The organism is Paenibacillus alginolyticus DSM 5050 = NBRC 15375 (assembly GCF_000422905.1).
Taxonomy (GTDB): Bacteria; Bacillota; Bacilli; order Paenibacillales; family NBRC-103111; genus Paenibacillus_E; species Paenibacillus_E alginolyticus.
In genome coordinates, this window is the sequence record NZ_AUGY01000043.1 from 40,430 (window position 1) to 56,012 (window position 15,583).

The window sequence follows — 15,583 nt, forward strand, 5'->3', positions numbered from 1 at the left end:
GGAGCGAGGATTCTTATTCAAAACTCGCACCTGAATACTATAGCAAATCGAGCGACAGATTACAAGTTTTTCTCCAATAAAATGCGAAGGAGGAAGCTGGTAATGGGATTCATACATGCTTCCCATCCAAAGGGGTAATCTAAATACGATGTTATTCTTGAGAAGAGGTGATCATCATGGGTGAATGGACACAATTCAATGCTGGCGATCATGTTCCTAACGACGGTCAGTATATCGAAGTTGGTGAAAATGCTTTTCACATGGGGATTAGCAACCCCAAAATCGTTACCCTTAGAAAGGGTGATACCTTCCCTGAAACGAGCAACCACAATCGAAAATGGCACCGAAAACATTTGCGGCAGTAAGTTCTGAGTTCACCATGACTAGGAGAATGAGCTATGAGAACTACCACGTTTACCTGGCTGTTCACCTTCCTAGGTGCTGCCTTGTGCTTGGTTCATTATTTATTTCATGATCATGATGCCTTTTATATGCTGTTCTACGCGCTCAGTGTACCAGCATGGTTTGCATCAACATTTACGAACATCTATGAGATTTCCATGTTTAAAATGCTCATCATTTATGCGTTGACGATCGCCTCATGGGCCTTGGTTGGGTATATCATTGACCGTTTCTCTGTCAGTTACAGACGGCGGGATAGGGGTCATTAATCGTACGACATTTGCAGATTGAAGAACCTCTGAACGATATGTTCAGGGGTTTCTTGTGTTTTTGTACGCTGCTCTTTTCGGCTAGCTTGCTTTGCTTTATAATTTAAAGAAACTAGCCGAGAAAGCCCTCGCCTTTAGGCATGGGATGAATCGGCTCAGGACAAAAGAGCTTGTGCTGCAACTCTCCATGGAAAACAACTGGCTCATTTTTGCAATGGAAGTTATACCCAATCATGTACATTTATTCTTGAATGTGCTTCCGACCGATTCCCCAGCAGACATTATGGCGAAATTGAAAGGAGTGACTTCAAGGTACTTGCGTCAAGACTTCAAACACCTGCATCACTTGCCAAGTCTATGGACACGTTCATACTTGGTTAGTACGGCTGGAAATGTATCGAGCGAAACGGTTAAACGTTACGTTGAAGAGCACAAAACAAGGGGGTGAGCACGTGCAAACTGTAACCATTCAAATACGTATTTTTCCAACCAATCCCGTTTTATTGCGAGAGCTAGGGAAAGAATATATCGAAATCGTCAATCAACTAACCGCACAAGCAAAAGCGGAGGGCACATTTCCCAAGATTTCAACGAAAGATGTTGAAGCTAACTTGCCATCTGCGGTAAAGAATCAAGCCATTCGAGATGCAAGAAGCATCCATAACAAATCAAAAAAGAAAGAGATACGCCCCGTACTTAAGCGTAGAGCCTACTACTTGAATAACCAGAATTATTCGATTGGCGACAACGCAGTTGCATTTCCTGTCATGATGGATGGAAAAGTGCAACGACTCTCAATTTCAGCACGTACAACAGAGCGAGATCAACGTCTTCTGTCAAGCGGAAAGCTCGGACTATTAAAAGTCGTCGAAAAGTCGGGCAAGTGGTACGTTCAAATAGCTATAGAATTGTTGACAGAACAAGTGATTGGTGATGTAACGATGGGAATTGACTTAGGATTGAAAGTACCCGCAGTTGTTGTAACATCGACAGGCAAAACAAAGTTTGTCGGCAACGGCAGACAAAACAAGTACATTCGCCGCAAATGTAAAGAGCATCGAAAGAAAATGGGCAAGCTCAAAAAGCTATCTGCCATCCGTAAGCAAGAAAACAAGGAACATCGCTATATGAAAGACCAAAACCACAAAATCAGCCGGAAGATTGTGAACATGGCGATAGAAGAACTAGTTTCGGTCATCAAGATCGAGAAGTTAACGAACATTCGCCAAACGACAAGAACAAGTCGTAAAAACGCTAAAAACCTGCACAACTGGTCATTTTATCAATTGCAGATGTTTATCGCATACAAATCCGCATTAGTAGGCATCAAAGTCATCAAAGTAAATCCTGCATATACATCACAAACCTGCCCCATATGCGAGAAGCGAAATAAAGCAATTGACCGAACGTATCAGTGTTCATGTGGGTTCCACGCACACCGCGACAGAGTTGGAGCAATCAACATTATGCGTCAACCTGTGATAGATGATAAAAGTCTATCAGCCTAAGATGCTAAATATGCACTGTCTTAGGACGGGCTGATGGCACAGCCCTGAACTTAGCAGTTGTCCAAACCAGAAACGGACTGCGGACGCACCAACTAGCTAAGAATCCCACGGCTTCAGCCGTGTGGAGTGTCAATATATCTACCAATCTAAGTATGAGGTGAACTTTTTGGACGAAAATGGACATACGCAGCTTGAGTCACACTCTAGTGATCTTCCCTCTTCACCCGCATCCTCTCTTACTCGTAGAAAGTTGTTATCTACACTAGGTGCAGCAGGCATTGCCTTAGCAGCCGGGGACTTGTTCTTACCAAGCAGTAAAGCGCATGCGGCAGCCACTTCCACCCTCTTCTATAATGTCAAAGATTTCGGAGCCCGCGGCAACCGACGCTATGATGAAGACGATTCTCCTTACATCCAAAGCGCAATCGATACGGCTGCTCAATCAGGTGGCATCGTTTACATCCCGCCAGGTATGTACTTCCTCAAGATACCCTTACGTGTGAGCGCGAACATTACCTTAATGGGGGCCGGCAGCAGCAGCATCCTTCGGTCATCCACCCATAAATTCGGTCTCCTTAACTTATCTGCGGTTCAGCATGTACATATCCAAGGGTTGTCCTTCCAAGGAATTGGTTCCTTCGGAAACGCCTCGGTTCCACGAATTGAATGCGGAATTGCGCTCGACCAAGCTGCCGACATTACCATCACAGACTGCACCTTTTCGATGATCGATAATGGTATAAAATCCGTTGATTCTAACCGTGTTGTTGTCGAGAACTGTTCCTTCGATAACATCATCGGAACACTGGATTATGATACCCAAGGTTATGGCATCTGGTGCAGTAATGGTAAGAATCATCATTTGGTGCAAAATCAATTCAACATGCTGTTTCAACCATGTATCACTTTGACCAATGGCAGCAGTCATTCTGTCATCGCGAGAAATCGCATGCAGAAATGCTATCAGTCTGGCATTGACCTTATATCTGGTCTCAAAGAAGAACCGTGTCAATTTAATACCCTTTCCGATAACATCATTGAGAATTTTATAAATTCAAGCGGAAATAAAGGGTACACCTATGGCATCCGCCTCAAAGGTCACTGCATCTCCAATATGATTACGGCTAATACGCTAAATGATATCGAAGATATTGGCATTCAGTTAGAGGGGCAAGCGGACACCCAACAAAAACGCCCTCATCACAATATCATAGCTAATAACCAGCTCCAAGCTATTGGTAATAACGGTATTGTCCTCATTAATGCTTATGATAATCAGATTCGTCAGAATTCTATTCGTACTTGCAAATCAGACGGGATCGTGCTCGCTTCTGATGGCAAAGACAGCGGTTCGTACTCGGATAGCAATCAGTTAACGGGTAATAGCTTAAGCAGCTGCACGAAAGCACCGATCCGCATCTTGGATGCCAATTGCCGAGAAACCATCCTCTTTGGCAATGTGGGTTATGGAAATGGCGAGAAAATCTTCGATAAAGGCACAAACACAACCACTTCTATCTTATGAGAAAACCTCTATCGAGGCCATTCGAAGATGAGCGACCGCGTTTAATAAGGAGAGACTTTGGTCTCCGACCAAAGATCCCTATATTAGGTTTTATCGCCAATAAGAAAGCGGTTTTCGTGATCTGAAAACTTATACTTTCTTATGTGGTCAGAAAAGGCCACATCCCCATTTAGGTGTGTGGCCTTTTTGCAATCGTTATTTCTGATATACTCGCTTCTCTGATATCTTTCCATCTGCAAAGAAAACAAGCTGCACATAATAACCAGGTTGATTGGATATCTCGTACTCGTACGTTTTCTTTCCATTCTCATCTTTCACCAGCTTGCCTTTGGCTCCCGTTAGTTTCACCACGTCATCATAGGTGCCTGTCATACTTATTTTATCGGCCTGTTCCTTCGTTATCTTAGGAAGAGGCTCATCCTTCGTCGCAGTGTCGCCGGCCTTTGGTGTCGCAGTAGCTGCTGCTCCTCCCGTTGGACTGCTTGTCCCGCCAGGCGTCGCAGAAGCCCCTGCAGAAGGCTGTACAGTCACTCCAGGAGTTGGACTTGTTGTGCCCCCCACATTCTTCTTGGAGCACCCTGTAACGACCACAGCCAGCACCAGAAGCATCATCACCCAAATTCTCATAACGTTCTACCTCCTCATTTTACCTATACCTAGATATGGGGTTATTTTGCTTCCTTTCCTTGCCTTTTATTCCCTACCCTGCAAAAGCAAAAGAGCCCTCTACGTCTTCATAGACGTAAAAGGCTCTTAATTTGTTTCACAAATGTTGGTTTCACTAGAGTACGGAAAGAGTGGGAGTCGAACCCACGCACGCCTCGCGACGCCTAACTGATTTCGAGTCAGCCCCCTTGGACCACTTGGGTACCTTTCCATGAAAAGCGAGAACAGGACTTATTGTATCAAAAAAGTCAGGCTCTCGCAAGTGTTTTTCCTGAACCCATTAGGAGGACTCTTCTTGTATCTCCGTATTCGATCGGAGTACTTTTTTCAGCTTACTTTCGAACTTTGTTCTCGGCACTAATACACTGTGTTTACAGCCTACACATTTGATCCGAATATCCATGCCCATCCGAATGATTTCCATTTCATTGGTGCCACACGGATGGGGCTTTTTCATTTGCACAATATCGCCAAGCTGATACTGCTTCTTCTCCATTCGTCTGCCACCGCCTTTTCCGAATTTATGGACATGATTTCTTGGGTTATATCACTTCTATTTGCGTAATATTGAGCTGCTTCTTAATCTCGATATTCAAAAGTCTAGTGACATTAAATTGTCTTGTCGGCTTGCACTCCGCAATAATGCGAATTTTCAAATCCGTCGAGCCCACCATCTGGACACCAAGCACCTCAGGTTCTTTTACAATATCATCGGTAAGCAGTTGAACTTGCTTCACCGTTTCCTTGAGGATTTCTGTCGTTTTATCAATATCCAAATGGAGAGGAATCGTTACATCAACTACGGCAAGTGAATTGTAGGTAGAAAAATTGGTGACTTGTTTGATATTCCCATTCGGAATAATATGCACTTCACCGGTCCAGCTCTTGATCCGTGTCACTCTAATCCCGATTTCTTCTACTGTACCTTTAAATGAATCAATCTGAATGACGTCCCCTACTCCGAATTGATCTTCAAATATGATGAAAAAACCTGTTATTACATCCTTCACCAAACTCTGTGCCCCGAAACCAATAGCTAGCCCGAGTACACCTGCACCAGCAAGTAAAGGACCTATATTTAGTCCCACTTGCCCTAATATCAGCATAATGCAGATGAGATTGATCGTGTAAGCTATTAGGTTATGTATGAGACTTCCTATTGTGTTTGTTCTTCTTCTATCAAATTTCAACGGAGACTTGTCTCTTGCTGACATCATATGAGCAATTGTTTTATCCGCGATTTTTATGCATATTTTAGATACTACATAGATTAATATAATTTTAACGATAATCCAAAATATCGAAGCTATCATTTCCGGTTTCGTTACATGATCGTGTACCCATTGACTTAAATCCGTAAAAAATTTGGTTACAAAGGCCATGTGCAGCCCCCCTTAATTTCATTCCATCGTAACATATTTATCCTCATTTTTAAAATAGATGCCTCTGATTTCCACATTTTCAGCATGAATAATGTCTCTTACTTGTTCTAAATTCTCTCCCGGGAATTCGATAGACAGTGCGCAGCCTGCAGTGATTTCTTTCGGAGTTGGTCTAATGTCGATCTCGATATCTGCGTACTCTAGCAGCATTTCTGCTCTCAGTGCCTGTTGAGTAGAATCGAACGCTAGCAACATGATTGAAAGTTTCAGGGAAAGTCCCCCTCTTCTACGTATAAATGTCCCTATCTCTCCATATACTAGTAAAAAAAGTAGCAACATTTGGAGGGATACGATGAAATTCCAATTTGGTTACGATGGTGTGAAAAATGCGGTTCTAGAACCACTAAAGATTCAACATACAGATGCCGATACCCCTTTTCTTCTCTCAAAGCATTTACACACCATCTTTAGCAAACTACCAACCTATCAACCTATCGTCATCATATGTGTTGGAACCGATCGTTCTACTGGTGATTCCTTAGGACCACTGGTTGGCTCTCATTTGAACCGTACAACCAACCTCCGCAACCTTCATCTTTTCGGTACTTTAGATGAGCCAGTCCATGCTATGAATTTAGCTGAAACCGTTGATAAAATCCATAACCAATTTCAAAAACCTTTCATCGTTGCCATCGATGCTTGCCTTGGTCAAGTATCCAGTGTCGGTTGCATTCAGGTTGCAGACGGACCTCTTAAACCAGGCGCCGGTGTAAATAAAGATTTGCCTCCCGTTGGTGACATCCATGTTACCGGTATTGTAAATGTCGGTGGATTTATGGAGTATTTCGTCCTGCAAAATACACGGCTTAGCTTAGTCATGAATATGGCCAATATTATCGGTGACGCTCTTCATTCTGCTTTGCGCCGCACACAATCTTATACGCCTAATGCTACGGCTGCTTTAAAGTTTGATTAATCGCTTCTTTTTCTTCAGGGCTTAGTGTATAGGTTGATTTTGCATTCTGAATTGGCTTCGCATACAAATACATTTGCTCGCGGCTATGTATACCCGTTAGAATAATCCCATCTTGATATTCATCCAATATGGCAATTGTAAAGCTTAAATCACTTCCACCTTCATTGAAGGCATTATAGCGATGGATGGCGACTTTTGACTTCGTCTTCATTAATGCTTGACGAATCGTTTCAACCTTGGCTGAAGTCGCTACTGATTCGGCCTTTTGCTCGTTCAATCCTTTTTGCATATCAATAATGATCTGTTCCATATTTTCTGCTTTTGAGCCATTTATCATTTGTGTATATCGTTTACGCAAAGATACTAATTTAATGGAAACAATTAATATGAAAATAAACAACACAATGATTAGTGCGAAACAAGTTAATACGATGACCCCACCATCAAGGCCAAACAGTTCCCCCATGATTTATCCCTCTTTCTACTTCGCATACTGCGTTTGAATCTCTTTTACAGCATCAATCAAGGCTTCCACTTCATGATCTGTTGTGAAATAACCAATACTTGCTCTAACCGCACCTTTAGCTAAGGTTCCAGCTGCTTCATGCGCCAGTGGCGTACAGTGATAGCCTGAACGAACGGCAATCTGAAAAGATTGATCCAGGATAAAGGCCACTTCCGATGAATCCGCATCACTGATATTAAAGGAAACAATTCCTGTTTTATTTTGTCCAAGCCTTGGCCCAAGAACCGTGACTCCTGCAATTCCCAGTAACCCTTCCATTAAGTGCTGAGTTTGGCGCCACTCTTTCTCGTGAATCTTTTCTACAGTTTCAGACAAGACAAATTTTACACCTTCATTTAGCCCCGCGATTCCAACTGTATTTTGCGTTCCAGCTTCATAGCGATCTGGTCGCACTGTGGGTTGGTGAATGGCTTCCGATTGACTCCCTGTACCTCCATGTAATAGCGGCTCTAAATCAATGTCCGTATGAATGTATAACCCACCTGTCCCTTGAGGCCCCAGGAGCCCCTTGTGGCCCGGAAAAGCCAGCATATCGATATTCATACTCGCTACATCAATAGGCAGTATACCGGCACTCTGAGCTGCGTCTACGAGCAGCCTGACGCCTTGAGCACGACAGATCTCTCCTATTTCTCCTACTGGCATAATGGTTCCCATAAGGTTAGAACTATGATTCACAACAACAAGTGTTGTGTTGGATTGAAATGCCTTTTTCAATTCATCTAATCGAATATTACCTTGTTCATCACTAGGAATATAGGTAAGCTCAACCTGAGCTGTGGCCCTCAAATATTCAAGCGGTCTCCGCACCGAGTTATGCTCGATATTGGTACATATCACGTGGTCCCCAGCTTTTACGTAGCCTTTGATTGCTTGATTCAACGCATGGGTTGTATTTAATGCAAACGAAATGTCATTAGGGTTTCTTATCCCGAATAAACGTGCTGTATTTATCCGTGTCTCAAATAATATTCTGCTGGCTTTCACTGCCATCTGATGACTGCCTCTGCCTGGATTGGCCGCGAACTCATGCATACATTGCATCATGGCATCCATAACAGCAGGCGGTTTAGGCCACGAAGATGCCGCTTGATCAAAATACATAACACCCTTCATTTTGTCACCCTCTTTCATGGATAAAAGCCTACGTCGTCTTACAGACAAGCACGTTTGATAAGGTTGGTGCGAAGCATGCTAAACTGTAAATTCACTCATCAACTCATAAATATAGCATACCTTAGTTTCATCTTTCAGTTCGAAAGAAAACCATTGGTATGCTATCTAATTTTAAGAGATTTTACCTTGCAGCAATTCTAGCAGACGATTTAAATCGTCTTTGGAATAATAGAGAAGTTCTATCTTACCTTTATCCTGCTGATGTTTGATTTTCACCGTCGTGCGGTAAATATCTCTCAACTGATCCTCGGCTTGATTAATATATGGATCTCTATTCTTTTCTTTCTGCTTACTTCTTTCCTTTTCTTGCCCTGGGGTCTCTTCCAACGTTTTCACAGCTTCTTCTAGTTCACGTACACTCCATTGTTTACTGATGGTCGTTTCGGCGAGTTCTTTCTTCAGCTTATCGTCCTTCACACCCACAATAGCTCTAGCATGTCCCATGGATAATGTTCCACGTGAAACATATTGTTTAATGGATTCAGGCAGTTGAAGCAATCTCAGAAAGTTTGCAATATGCGATCTACTCTTCCCGACCTTTGCAGATAGCTCTTCTTGTGTGAGAGAAAACTGGTCAATGATTCCTTGATACGCAAAGGCAATTTCCATCGCATTGAGATCTTCACGTTGTACGTTCTCAATTAAAGCAATTTCCATGACTTGCTGATCAGAGAAGTTTCTTTCAACAGCAGGAATTGTCGCTATCCCCGTTACTTGAGAGGCACGGAATCTTCGCTCCCCCGCAATGATCTCATATCCTTTGAGTACTTTACGAACGATAATCGGTTGAATAACACCGTGTTCTTTGATTGAATCAGCTAGTTCTCTAATACTATCTTCATTAAAGTTTTTTCTAGGTTGATAAGGGTTTGCTCTCAATTGGGATAATGGAATTTGGATGACTTTATCACTTTCATCAATATGTAAAGAAGTAATTAAAGCATCCAATCCCTTACCTAAACCTTTAGAAAGGCCTTTGGTCATACAGAGATCACTTCCTTCGCAAGCTCTAAATACACTTCCGCGCCTTTTGATCTAGGATCATAAGTAATAATGGACTGTCCATGACTGGGCGCTTCACTTAAGCGAACATTTCTTGGAATAATCGTTTGGTATACTTTTGTTTGGAAGTATTTCTTTACTTCTTCAATAACCTGTATGCCAAGGTTAGTTCTTGCATCGAACATAGTCAACAATACGCCTTCAATTTGAAGCCCTGTATTAAGATGCTTTTGTACTAAACGAACGGTGTTGAGCAGTTGGCTTAATCCTTCAAGCGCATAGTATTCACATTGAATTGGGATAATGACAGAATCGGCAGCAGTTAATGAGTTAATGGTTAGAAGGCCTAGTGACGGAGGACAATCAATAAGGATGTAATCATATAAATGTTTCACTAACTGGAGAGATTTCTTTAATCGTACTTCTCTTGAAATCGTTGGAACAAGTTCTATTTCAGCTCCTGCCAACTGAATTGTTGCAGGTACTATTTTGAGATTTGGAACATTGGTATCAACCGTTGCATCTTTGGGGTGAACATCATTAATAAGAACGTCATAGATACAATTAACAACATCCGCTTTGTTCACACCTATCCCACTTGTTGTATTGCCTTGTGGATCGATGTCAACGAGAAGCACCCTTTTCCCTAAAGAGGCTAGAGAAGCACCTAAATTTACAGAAGTTGTCGTCTTACCGACGCCACCTTTCTGATTAGTTATTGCTATTATTTTAGACAAAACCATTTCACCTCAATCGCTTATGTTCCAAATGCCATACTAAAGCAGTATTACTATCTTAACATATCTATGGACTAGTTACCTTATCTATATTTGATAGTTTATGTCCATAAGAAGCAAAAAAACGGCTTGCGCCGTTTAAGGTAGCAAAAAATGCTTTATTATCGTTTAGGAATCTTAATTATAATTTCGTAATGATCATCATGATCTTGCTCAGACGTATTAATATTTAAACCAGAACTAGAAACCATTTCAACGGATTGGCGAATTGTATTTAAAGCTAATCGAACATCTTTCGTAAAAGAGACGCGACGAGATTTCTTAAGCTTAGTAGCTTCTTTCAAAAAATTGATTTTAATTTCTGTTTGCTTTACATTCAACTCTTTAGCGATTACCTCTTCAAGCACTTTAACTTGTAGTTCTTCTTGATCAAGCGCCAACAGCGCTCTCGCATGACGTTCCGTAATCTTACGTTCCATTAATGCCATCTTAACTGGTTCGCTTAGATGTAATAAACGTATCTTATTTGCAATCGTGGATTGGCTTTTACCCAGACGTTGCGCTAAGCTTTCTTGAGTTAAATCATGCATCTCTATTAACTGTTGGTAAGCTGCAGCCTCTTCTATTGCAGTAAGTCCTTCGCGCTGTAAGTTTTCAATAAGAGCAATTGATGCTGCTTGAGAATCATTGAAATCACGTACAATCGCAGGGATTGTATCGAGACCCAGCTTTTTAACAGCTCTTAGACGTCGCTCACCGGCAATCAGCTCGAACGTGTTGTTTTTAACTCTGACAACGATCGGCTGAATGATGCCATGCGTTCGAATTGTTTGCATGAGTTCATCAATTCGATCATCATCAAACAATAACCTTGGCTGATATGGACTTGGAATAATACTATTCACCGATATGTTCTTGACCTCGTCAGTCGTTGATCGATCTGCTAAGCCAAATAGCTTTGAAATTTGTTCTTTCATAGGAAACCTTACCACCAACTCTTCCCGTAGTTTAAGCGACCAAAATGATCCAAAGATAGACGACCTCTTCGTCCTACACAAGGATAAACGGCACCTTCGTCCATTTGGGACGAGTGCGTTTGTCAAGGTTGATGCGAAGCACAGTATAAAACTTACCTAATCTTTCTTTTTAACGAACGAAAACATTTTGCTACTATTACGTCAAAGTATGACAAGTACAATCTCTTAAAATACTTATATACTAGCTAAATTTCACTCTATTATTAATTCAACATAGAGTTGATATTTCCTTCTATTTGACAGTCCAAACCATGTAAATGTTTCACGTGGAACAAATTCACAATTTGACCAAAGGCTCTTTCAATGGGATACCTGCTTTTCTAGGATACTTAGCGGGAGTCGATTCGAGTTTATGAATCTCTACAAAATGGCGAATCGATTCCTCAATTGGTAGCAGCATGCGATTCACCTTGACTACCTTTCCTCTCAGCTCTGCTAAACTGAAGGAAGCCTCATTTAATTCCTCCTCAATCTCTGAACCTTTCATTGCAATGAAAGTTCCACCTTTCTTAACGAAAGGAAGACAAAATTCATTTAGAACCTGTAGTCGTGCAACAGCTCTTGCTGTAACCAAATCAAATTGATCCCGATACTTAGGTAATCTAGCAACGTCTTCTGCTCTACCATGAACACATTCGGTATCTGTCAGTCCAAGTTGCGAAACTAATTCTCTTAAAAACAAAATACGTTTATTCAAAGAATCGACTATCGTAATTTTGAGATGTGGAAAAGCAATTTTCAAAGGGATACTTGGAAAACCAGCTCCAGAGCCAATATCAGCAACGGATGACACATGTTCCACATTAAAATTAAAAGAAACAGAAAGAGAATCATAGAAATGTTTTAAGTAGACCTGATCTCTCTCTGTAATACCCGTTAAATTCATTTTCTCATTCCACTCTACAAGAATCTTGTAATACAACTCAAATTGATCAAGCTGTTGGGTAGAAAGAGAAATTTGTTGTTTCTCTAATAATTGAACAAATTGTTGTTGAATAGCATCCATGAATTAACCTCTAGCCGCAATGACTCTGTTGTAATGTTCTAAATAAACAAGCAGGATAGAAATATCCGAAGGTGTAACGCCACCGATACGAGATGCTTGCCCAATAGATATCGGACGAATTTTAGCTAACTTTTGCTTAGCTTCCGTCGCAATCCCGTGAATTTCACTATACTCGATGTCATCCGGAATTTTTTTCTTTTCCATTTTACGTAACCGTTCAACTTGATTGCTTTGTTTTTCGATGTAGCCGGCATATTTCACTTGAATGCCTACTTGTTCTTTCATTTCATCATCCAGTTCAAGTGGAGAAGGAGTCATTTGCTCAATATGCTTATATTCAATCTCAGGACGACGAAGCAGCGAAATAGCTGGTACAGAATTATTCAACTGCACACTTTCCAAACTCGCCAGTAATTCCTGCACATGAGGTTCCGGCTTAACCTTTACCTCCGCCAAACGTTCAATTTCTTGATCAATCAAAGATTTTTTATTTAAAAATGCAGCGTAACGTTCGTCTGAAATAAGACCAATTTCATGACCAATTGGCGTTAGTCTTAGGTCAGCATTATCGTGACGAAGAAGTAAGCGATACTCTGCGCGTGATGTTAATAGACGATAAGGTTCACTCGTACCCTTCGTTACAAGATCATCAATTAAAACGCCGATATAACCTTCCGATCTATCCAGAACGATGGCTTCTTTCTCTTGGACTTTACGAGCCGCATTAATCCCTGCCATAACCCCTTGACCAGCAGCTTCCTCGTATCCCGATGTTCCATTAATTTGCCCAGCAGTAAATAATCCACTTACCAATTTCGTTTCCAAAGAAGGTTTCAATTGAGTAGGAACAACCGCATCATATTCAATGGCATAACCGGTACGCATCATTTCCACTTTCTCTAAACCAGGAATTGACCGCAAAATGCCCAATTGAACATCTTCAGGCATGCTCGTTGATAACCCTTGAACATAATATTCAGAAGTATTGCGTCCCTCTGGTTCTAGAAAAATTTGATGTTTAGGTTTATCAGCGAATCGAACAATTTTATCTTCAATAGAAGGGCAATATCTTGGTCCTGTTCCTTCAATAGCTCCTGAGAACATTGGAGCACGGTGTAAATTCGAATTAATAATGTTGTGTGTTTCCTCAGACGTGTACGTTAACCAACATGGAAGCTGCTCACTCCCATTTGTTTCTGCTTTAGTCTCAAATGAGAAAAATTTAGGCTCATCATCACCAGGTTGAATTTCCGTTTTACTAAAATCAATTGTATCCTTATGAACGCGCGGTGGCGTTCCTGTTTTGAATCGAACAAGATCAAAACCGAGTTTACGCAAGGATTCCGATAATTTAACAGAAGGCTGTTGATTATTAGGTCCACTTTCATACATTAGCTCACCCATAATAACTTTCCCTCTTAAATAAGTCCCAGTCGTCAAAACGATTGCTTTTGAGTAATACTCAGCGCCTGTTTTCGTAATTACGCCTTTACACACGCCGCCTTCAACAATAAGCTCTTCCGCCATACCCTGACGAAGCGTCAAGTTTGGAGTCGCCTCAATTGTTTCTTTCATTTTATGTTGATACGAAAATTTATCCGCTTGAGCACGCAGCGCATGTACCGCGGGGCCTTTCCCTGTATTCAGCATTCTCATTTGAATATACGTCTTGTCGATGTTACGCCCCATTTCGCCACCAAGCGCGTCAATCTCACGAACAACGTGGCCCTTCGCAGGACCACCAATTGATGGATTGCAAGGCATGAATGCGACCATGTCTAAATTAATTGTTAATAAAAGCGTATTACAACCCATGCGAGCTGAGGCTAATGCAGATTCACAACCTGCGTGCCCAGCACCGATGACAATTACATCATAATCACCTGCATGATATCCCATAATATACGTCCCTCCCTCTTTTATGAAAACGCAAATGCTGTCGTTTTCATTTTCCTAAGCAAAATTGTGTAAATATCTGATCAATCAATGATTCTCCGACTGAATCGCCAATAATCTCTCCAAGCTGTTCCCAAGCTGCTCGAATATCAATTTGTATCATATCAATAGGTACATATTGTTCATTAGCATCAAGTGCATCTTGTAACGAACGTTTAGCCTGCTTCAATAGCGAAATATGACGAACATTACTAACATACGTCAAATCACTTGATTCTAGTTTACCCTCAAAGAAAATTGCCGCGATCGCTTTTTCCAAATCTTCAATACCTTTATTCTCAATCAGTGACAACTCAACAATACGCTCCTGTGGAAAATAACTTAAAACTTGTTCCACATTCAGCTTTCTAGTTAAGTCAATCTTATTTAAAATAACAATCGTTTGCTTATCCGCTAATTGTTTCATCAGCGCAATTTCATCGAATTCAAGCTCTTCATTGCTATTCAGCACTAACAAGATAAGATCAGCTTCAGCTAAAGCTGTCTTCGAACGCTCAACCCCAATTTGTTCAACAAGATCTGAGGTTTCCCTAATGCCCGCAGTATCCAGCAGCTTCAAAGGAATACCACCAATATTCACGAATTCCTCAATAACGTCCCTCGTTGTACCTGGAATATCCGTTACAATTGCGCGATTCTCCTGCGCTAATTCGTTGAGAAGCGATGATTTGCCGACATTTGGCTTACCGACAATGGCCGTTTCAATACCCTCTCGCAATATCTTCCCTTGCTCCGCAGTTACCAAAAGACGGTCAATTTCAAACATAACCGTGTCACACTTGCTCTTTATGAAGCTGTTCGTCATTTCTTCCACATCATGCTCAGGATAATCAATATTCACTTCTACGTGAGCCATCAATTCCACTAATGTATGACGTAAATTCTTGATTTGCTTCGACAAATTTCCTTCAACTTGTTTCAAAGCTACCTTGAAAGCTCTATCCGATTTGGCCCGGATTAAATCGATCACCGCTTCAGCTTGGGTCAGATCAATCCGACCATTCAAGAATGCTCGCTTCGTGAACTCACCGGGCTCAGCCAACCGAACTCCCTGCTGCAGCAGCAAATCGAGTACTTTCTTAACCGAAACAATTCCACCGTGACAGCTAACCTCCACGACATCTTCCATCGTAAATGAACGCGGAGCTTTCATTAACGTAACTAGAACCTCCTCTACCTTTTGGGCAGAAGCAGGTTCTATTATGAATCCATAATGTACCGTATGCGTCTCAGCAACAGATAATTTCGTTTTGGAGCGAAAAATCCGTTCCACGAATGGGACGGCTTCATCTCCGCTCACACGAATAACCGCTATCCCACCCTCACCTAGCGGTGTAGAAATAGCAGCAATCGTATCATTTAACATAATATTAACACCTCGAATTTACCTCATCTTAAAGAAAAAGCAATGACAT

At 41.5% G+C, this 15,583-nt stretch carries 17 protein-coding genes, 1 tRNA gene and 1 pseudogene; 6 read left to right on the forward strand and 13 right to left on the reverse strand.

Annotated elements, in window-relative coordinates:
• Nucleotides 1-176: 176 nt before the first annotated feature.
• The 5 genes and pseudogenes from G519_RS0119550 to G519_RS0119570 all read left to right on the forward strand — a co-directional run bounded on the left by G519_RS0119550 (nucleotide 177) and on the right by G519_RS0119570 (nucleotide 3,704).
• Entirely contained in the window at nucleotides 177-365 is a 189-nt protein-coding gene (locus G519_RS0119550) for a YjzC family protein (protein WP_029196142.1), read from the forward strand.
• Nucleotides 366-398: 33 nt separating this feature from the next.
• Nucleotides 399-671: a hypothetical protein gene (locus G519_RS0119555; RefSeq protein ID WP_029196143.1), complete on the forward strand. Its 273-nt coding sequence runs from the start codon at nucleotides 399-401 to the stop codon at nucleotides 669-671.
• 157 nt (nucleotides 672-828) lie between these two features.
• Nucleotides 829-1,119 (forward strand): annotated as a pseudogene (gene tnpA / locus G519_RS0119560) (IS200/IS605 family transposase); the annotation flags it as partial.
• A gap of 4 nt (nucleotides 1,120-1,123) precedes the next feature.
• Complete coding sequence (locus G519_RS0119565) at nucleotides 1,124-2,179, forward strand: RNA-guided endonuclease InsQ/TnpB family protein (RefSeq protein ID WP_029196145.1); 1,056 nt, start codon at nucleotides 1,124-1,126, stop codon at nucleotides 2,177-2,179.
• Between the two features lie 166 nt (nucleotides 2,180-2,345).
• Nucleotides 2,346-3,704, forward strand: a complete 1,359-nt coding sequence (locus G519_RS0119570; protein ID WP_029196146.1) for a right-handed parallel beta-helix repeat-containing protein — start codon at nucleotides 2,346-2,348, stop codon at nucleotides 3,702-3,704.
• A gap of 195 nt (nucleotides 3,705-3,899) precedes the next feature.
• Here the strand turns inward: G519_RS0119570 and G519_RS0119575 are convergent, their stop codons facing one another.
• The 5 genes from G519_RS0119575 to G519_RS0119595 all read right to left on the reverse strand — a co-directional run bounded on the left by G519_RS0119575 (nucleotide 3,900) and on the right by G519_RS0119595 (nucleotide 6,007).
• Nucleotides 3,900-4,331, reverse strand: a complete 432-nt coding sequence (locus G519_RS0119575; RefSeq protein ID WP_029196147.1) for a hypothetical protein — start codon at nucleotides 4,329-4,331, stop codon at nucleotides 3,900-3,902.
• Between the two features lie 162 nt (nucleotides 4,332-4,493).
• A tRNA-Ser gene (locus G519_RS0119580) sits at nucleotides 4,494-4,581 on the reverse strand.
• A gap of 69 nt (nucleotides 4,582-4,650) precedes the next feature.
• Nucleotides 4,651-4,866: a DUF951 domain-containing protein gene (locus tag G519_RS0119585; RefSeq protein ID WP_029196148.1), complete on the reverse strand. Its 216-nt coding sequence runs from the start codon at nucleotides 4,864-4,866 to the stop codon at nucleotides 4,651-4,653.
• 46 nt (nucleotides 4,867-4,912) lie between these two features.
• Nucleotides 4,913-5,752 carry a mechanosensitive ion channel family protein gene (locus G519_RS43695; protein ID WP_036633444.1) on the reverse strand — a complete coding sequence of 280 codons (840 nt, stop codon included), beginning with the start codon at nucleotides 5,750-5,752 and terminating at the stop codon, nucleotides 4,913-4,915.
• 18 nt (nucleotides 5,753-5,770) lie between these two features.
• Entirely contained in the window at nucleotides 5,771-6,007 is a 237-nt protein-coding gene (locus G519_RS0119595; RefSeq protein ID WP_036633428.1) for a DUF3343 domain-containing protein, read from the reverse strand.
• Between the two features lie 97 nt (nucleotides 6,008-6,104).
• Between G519_RS0119595 and yyaC the strand changes: the two genes are divergently transcribed.
• On the forward strand, nucleotides 6,105-6,728 hold the full coding sequence (yyaC, locus tag G519_RS0119600) for a spore protease YyaC (protein ID WP_029196150.1): 624 nt from the start codon (nucleotides 6,105-6,107) through the stop codon (nucleotides 6,726-6,728).
• Here the strand turns inward: yyaC and G519_RS0119605 are convergent.
• The 8 genes from G519_RS0119605 to mnmE all read right to left on the reverse strand — a co-directional run bounded on the left by G519_RS0119605 (nucleotide 6,703) and on the right by mnmE (nucleotide 15,534).
• On the reverse strand, nucleotides 6,703-7,194 hold the full coding sequence (locus G519_RS0119605; protein ID WP_029196151.1) for a DUF4446 family protein: 492 nt from the start codon (nucleotides 7,192-7,194) through the stop codon (nucleotides 6,703-6,705). The two genes, yyaC and G519_RS0119605, sit on opposite strands and share 26 nt — an antisense overlap.
• A gap of 15 nt (nucleotides 7,195-7,209) precedes the next feature.
• Nucleotides 7,210-8,370: an aminotransferase class V-fold PLP-dependent enzyme gene (locus tag G519_RS0119610; RefSeq protein ID WP_029196152.1), complete on the reverse strand. Its 1,161-nt coding sequence runs from the start codon at nucleotides 8,368-8,370 to the stop codon at nucleotides 7,210-7,212.
• Nucleotides 8,371-8,541: 171 nt separating this feature from the next.
• Nucleotides 8,542-9,414: a ParB/RepB/Spo0J family partition protein gene (locus tag G519_RS0119615; protein ID WP_029196153.1), complete on the reverse strand. Its 873-nt coding sequence runs from the start codon at nucleotides 9,412-9,414 to the stop codon at nucleotides 8,542-8,544.
• Nucleotides 9,411-10,169 carry a ParA family protein gene (locus G519_RS0119620; RefSeq protein WP_029196154.1) on the reverse strand — a complete coding sequence of 253 codons (759 nt, stop codon included), beginning with the start codon at nucleotides 10,167-10,169 and terminating at the stop codon, nucleotides 9,411-9,413. Before G519_RS0119620 ends, G519_RS0119615 begins: the two co-directional genes overlap by 4 nt.
• A 161-nt stretch (nucleotides 10,170-10,330) precedes the next feature.
• Complete coding sequence (gene noc, locus G519_RS0119625) at nucleotides 10,331-11,146, reverse strand: nucleoid occlusion protein (protein ID WP_029196155.1); 816 nt, start codon at nucleotides 11,144-11,146, stop codon at nucleotides 10,331-10,333.
• Between the two features lie 337 nt (nucleotides 11,147-11,483).
• Nucleotides 11,484-12,212 (reverse strand): 16S rRNA (guanine(527)-N(7))-methyltransferase RsmG, encoded by a 729-nt coding sequence (gene rsmG / locus G519_RS0119630; RefSeq protein ID WP_029196156.1) that lies wholly within the window; start codon nucleotides 12,210-12,212, stop codon nucleotides 11,484-11,486.
• A gap of 3 nt (nucleotides 12,213-12,215) precedes the next feature.
• On the reverse strand, nucleotides 12,216-14,111 hold the full coding sequence (gene mnmG, locus G519_RS0119635) for a tRNA uridine-5-carboxymethylaminomethyl(34) synthesis enzyme MnmG (protein WP_029196157.1): 1,896 nt from the start codon (nucleotides 14,109-14,111) through the stop codon (nucleotides 12,216-12,218).
• Nucleotides 14,112-14,157: 46 nt separating this feature from the next.
• Entirely contained in the window at nucleotides 14,158-15,534 is a 1,377-nt protein-coding gene (mnmE, locus tag G519_RS0119640; RefSeq protein ID WP_029196158.1) for a tRNA uridine-5-carboxymethylaminomethyl(34) synthesis GTPase MnmE, read from the reverse strand.
• Nucleotides 15,535-15,583 lie beyond the last annotated feature (49 nt).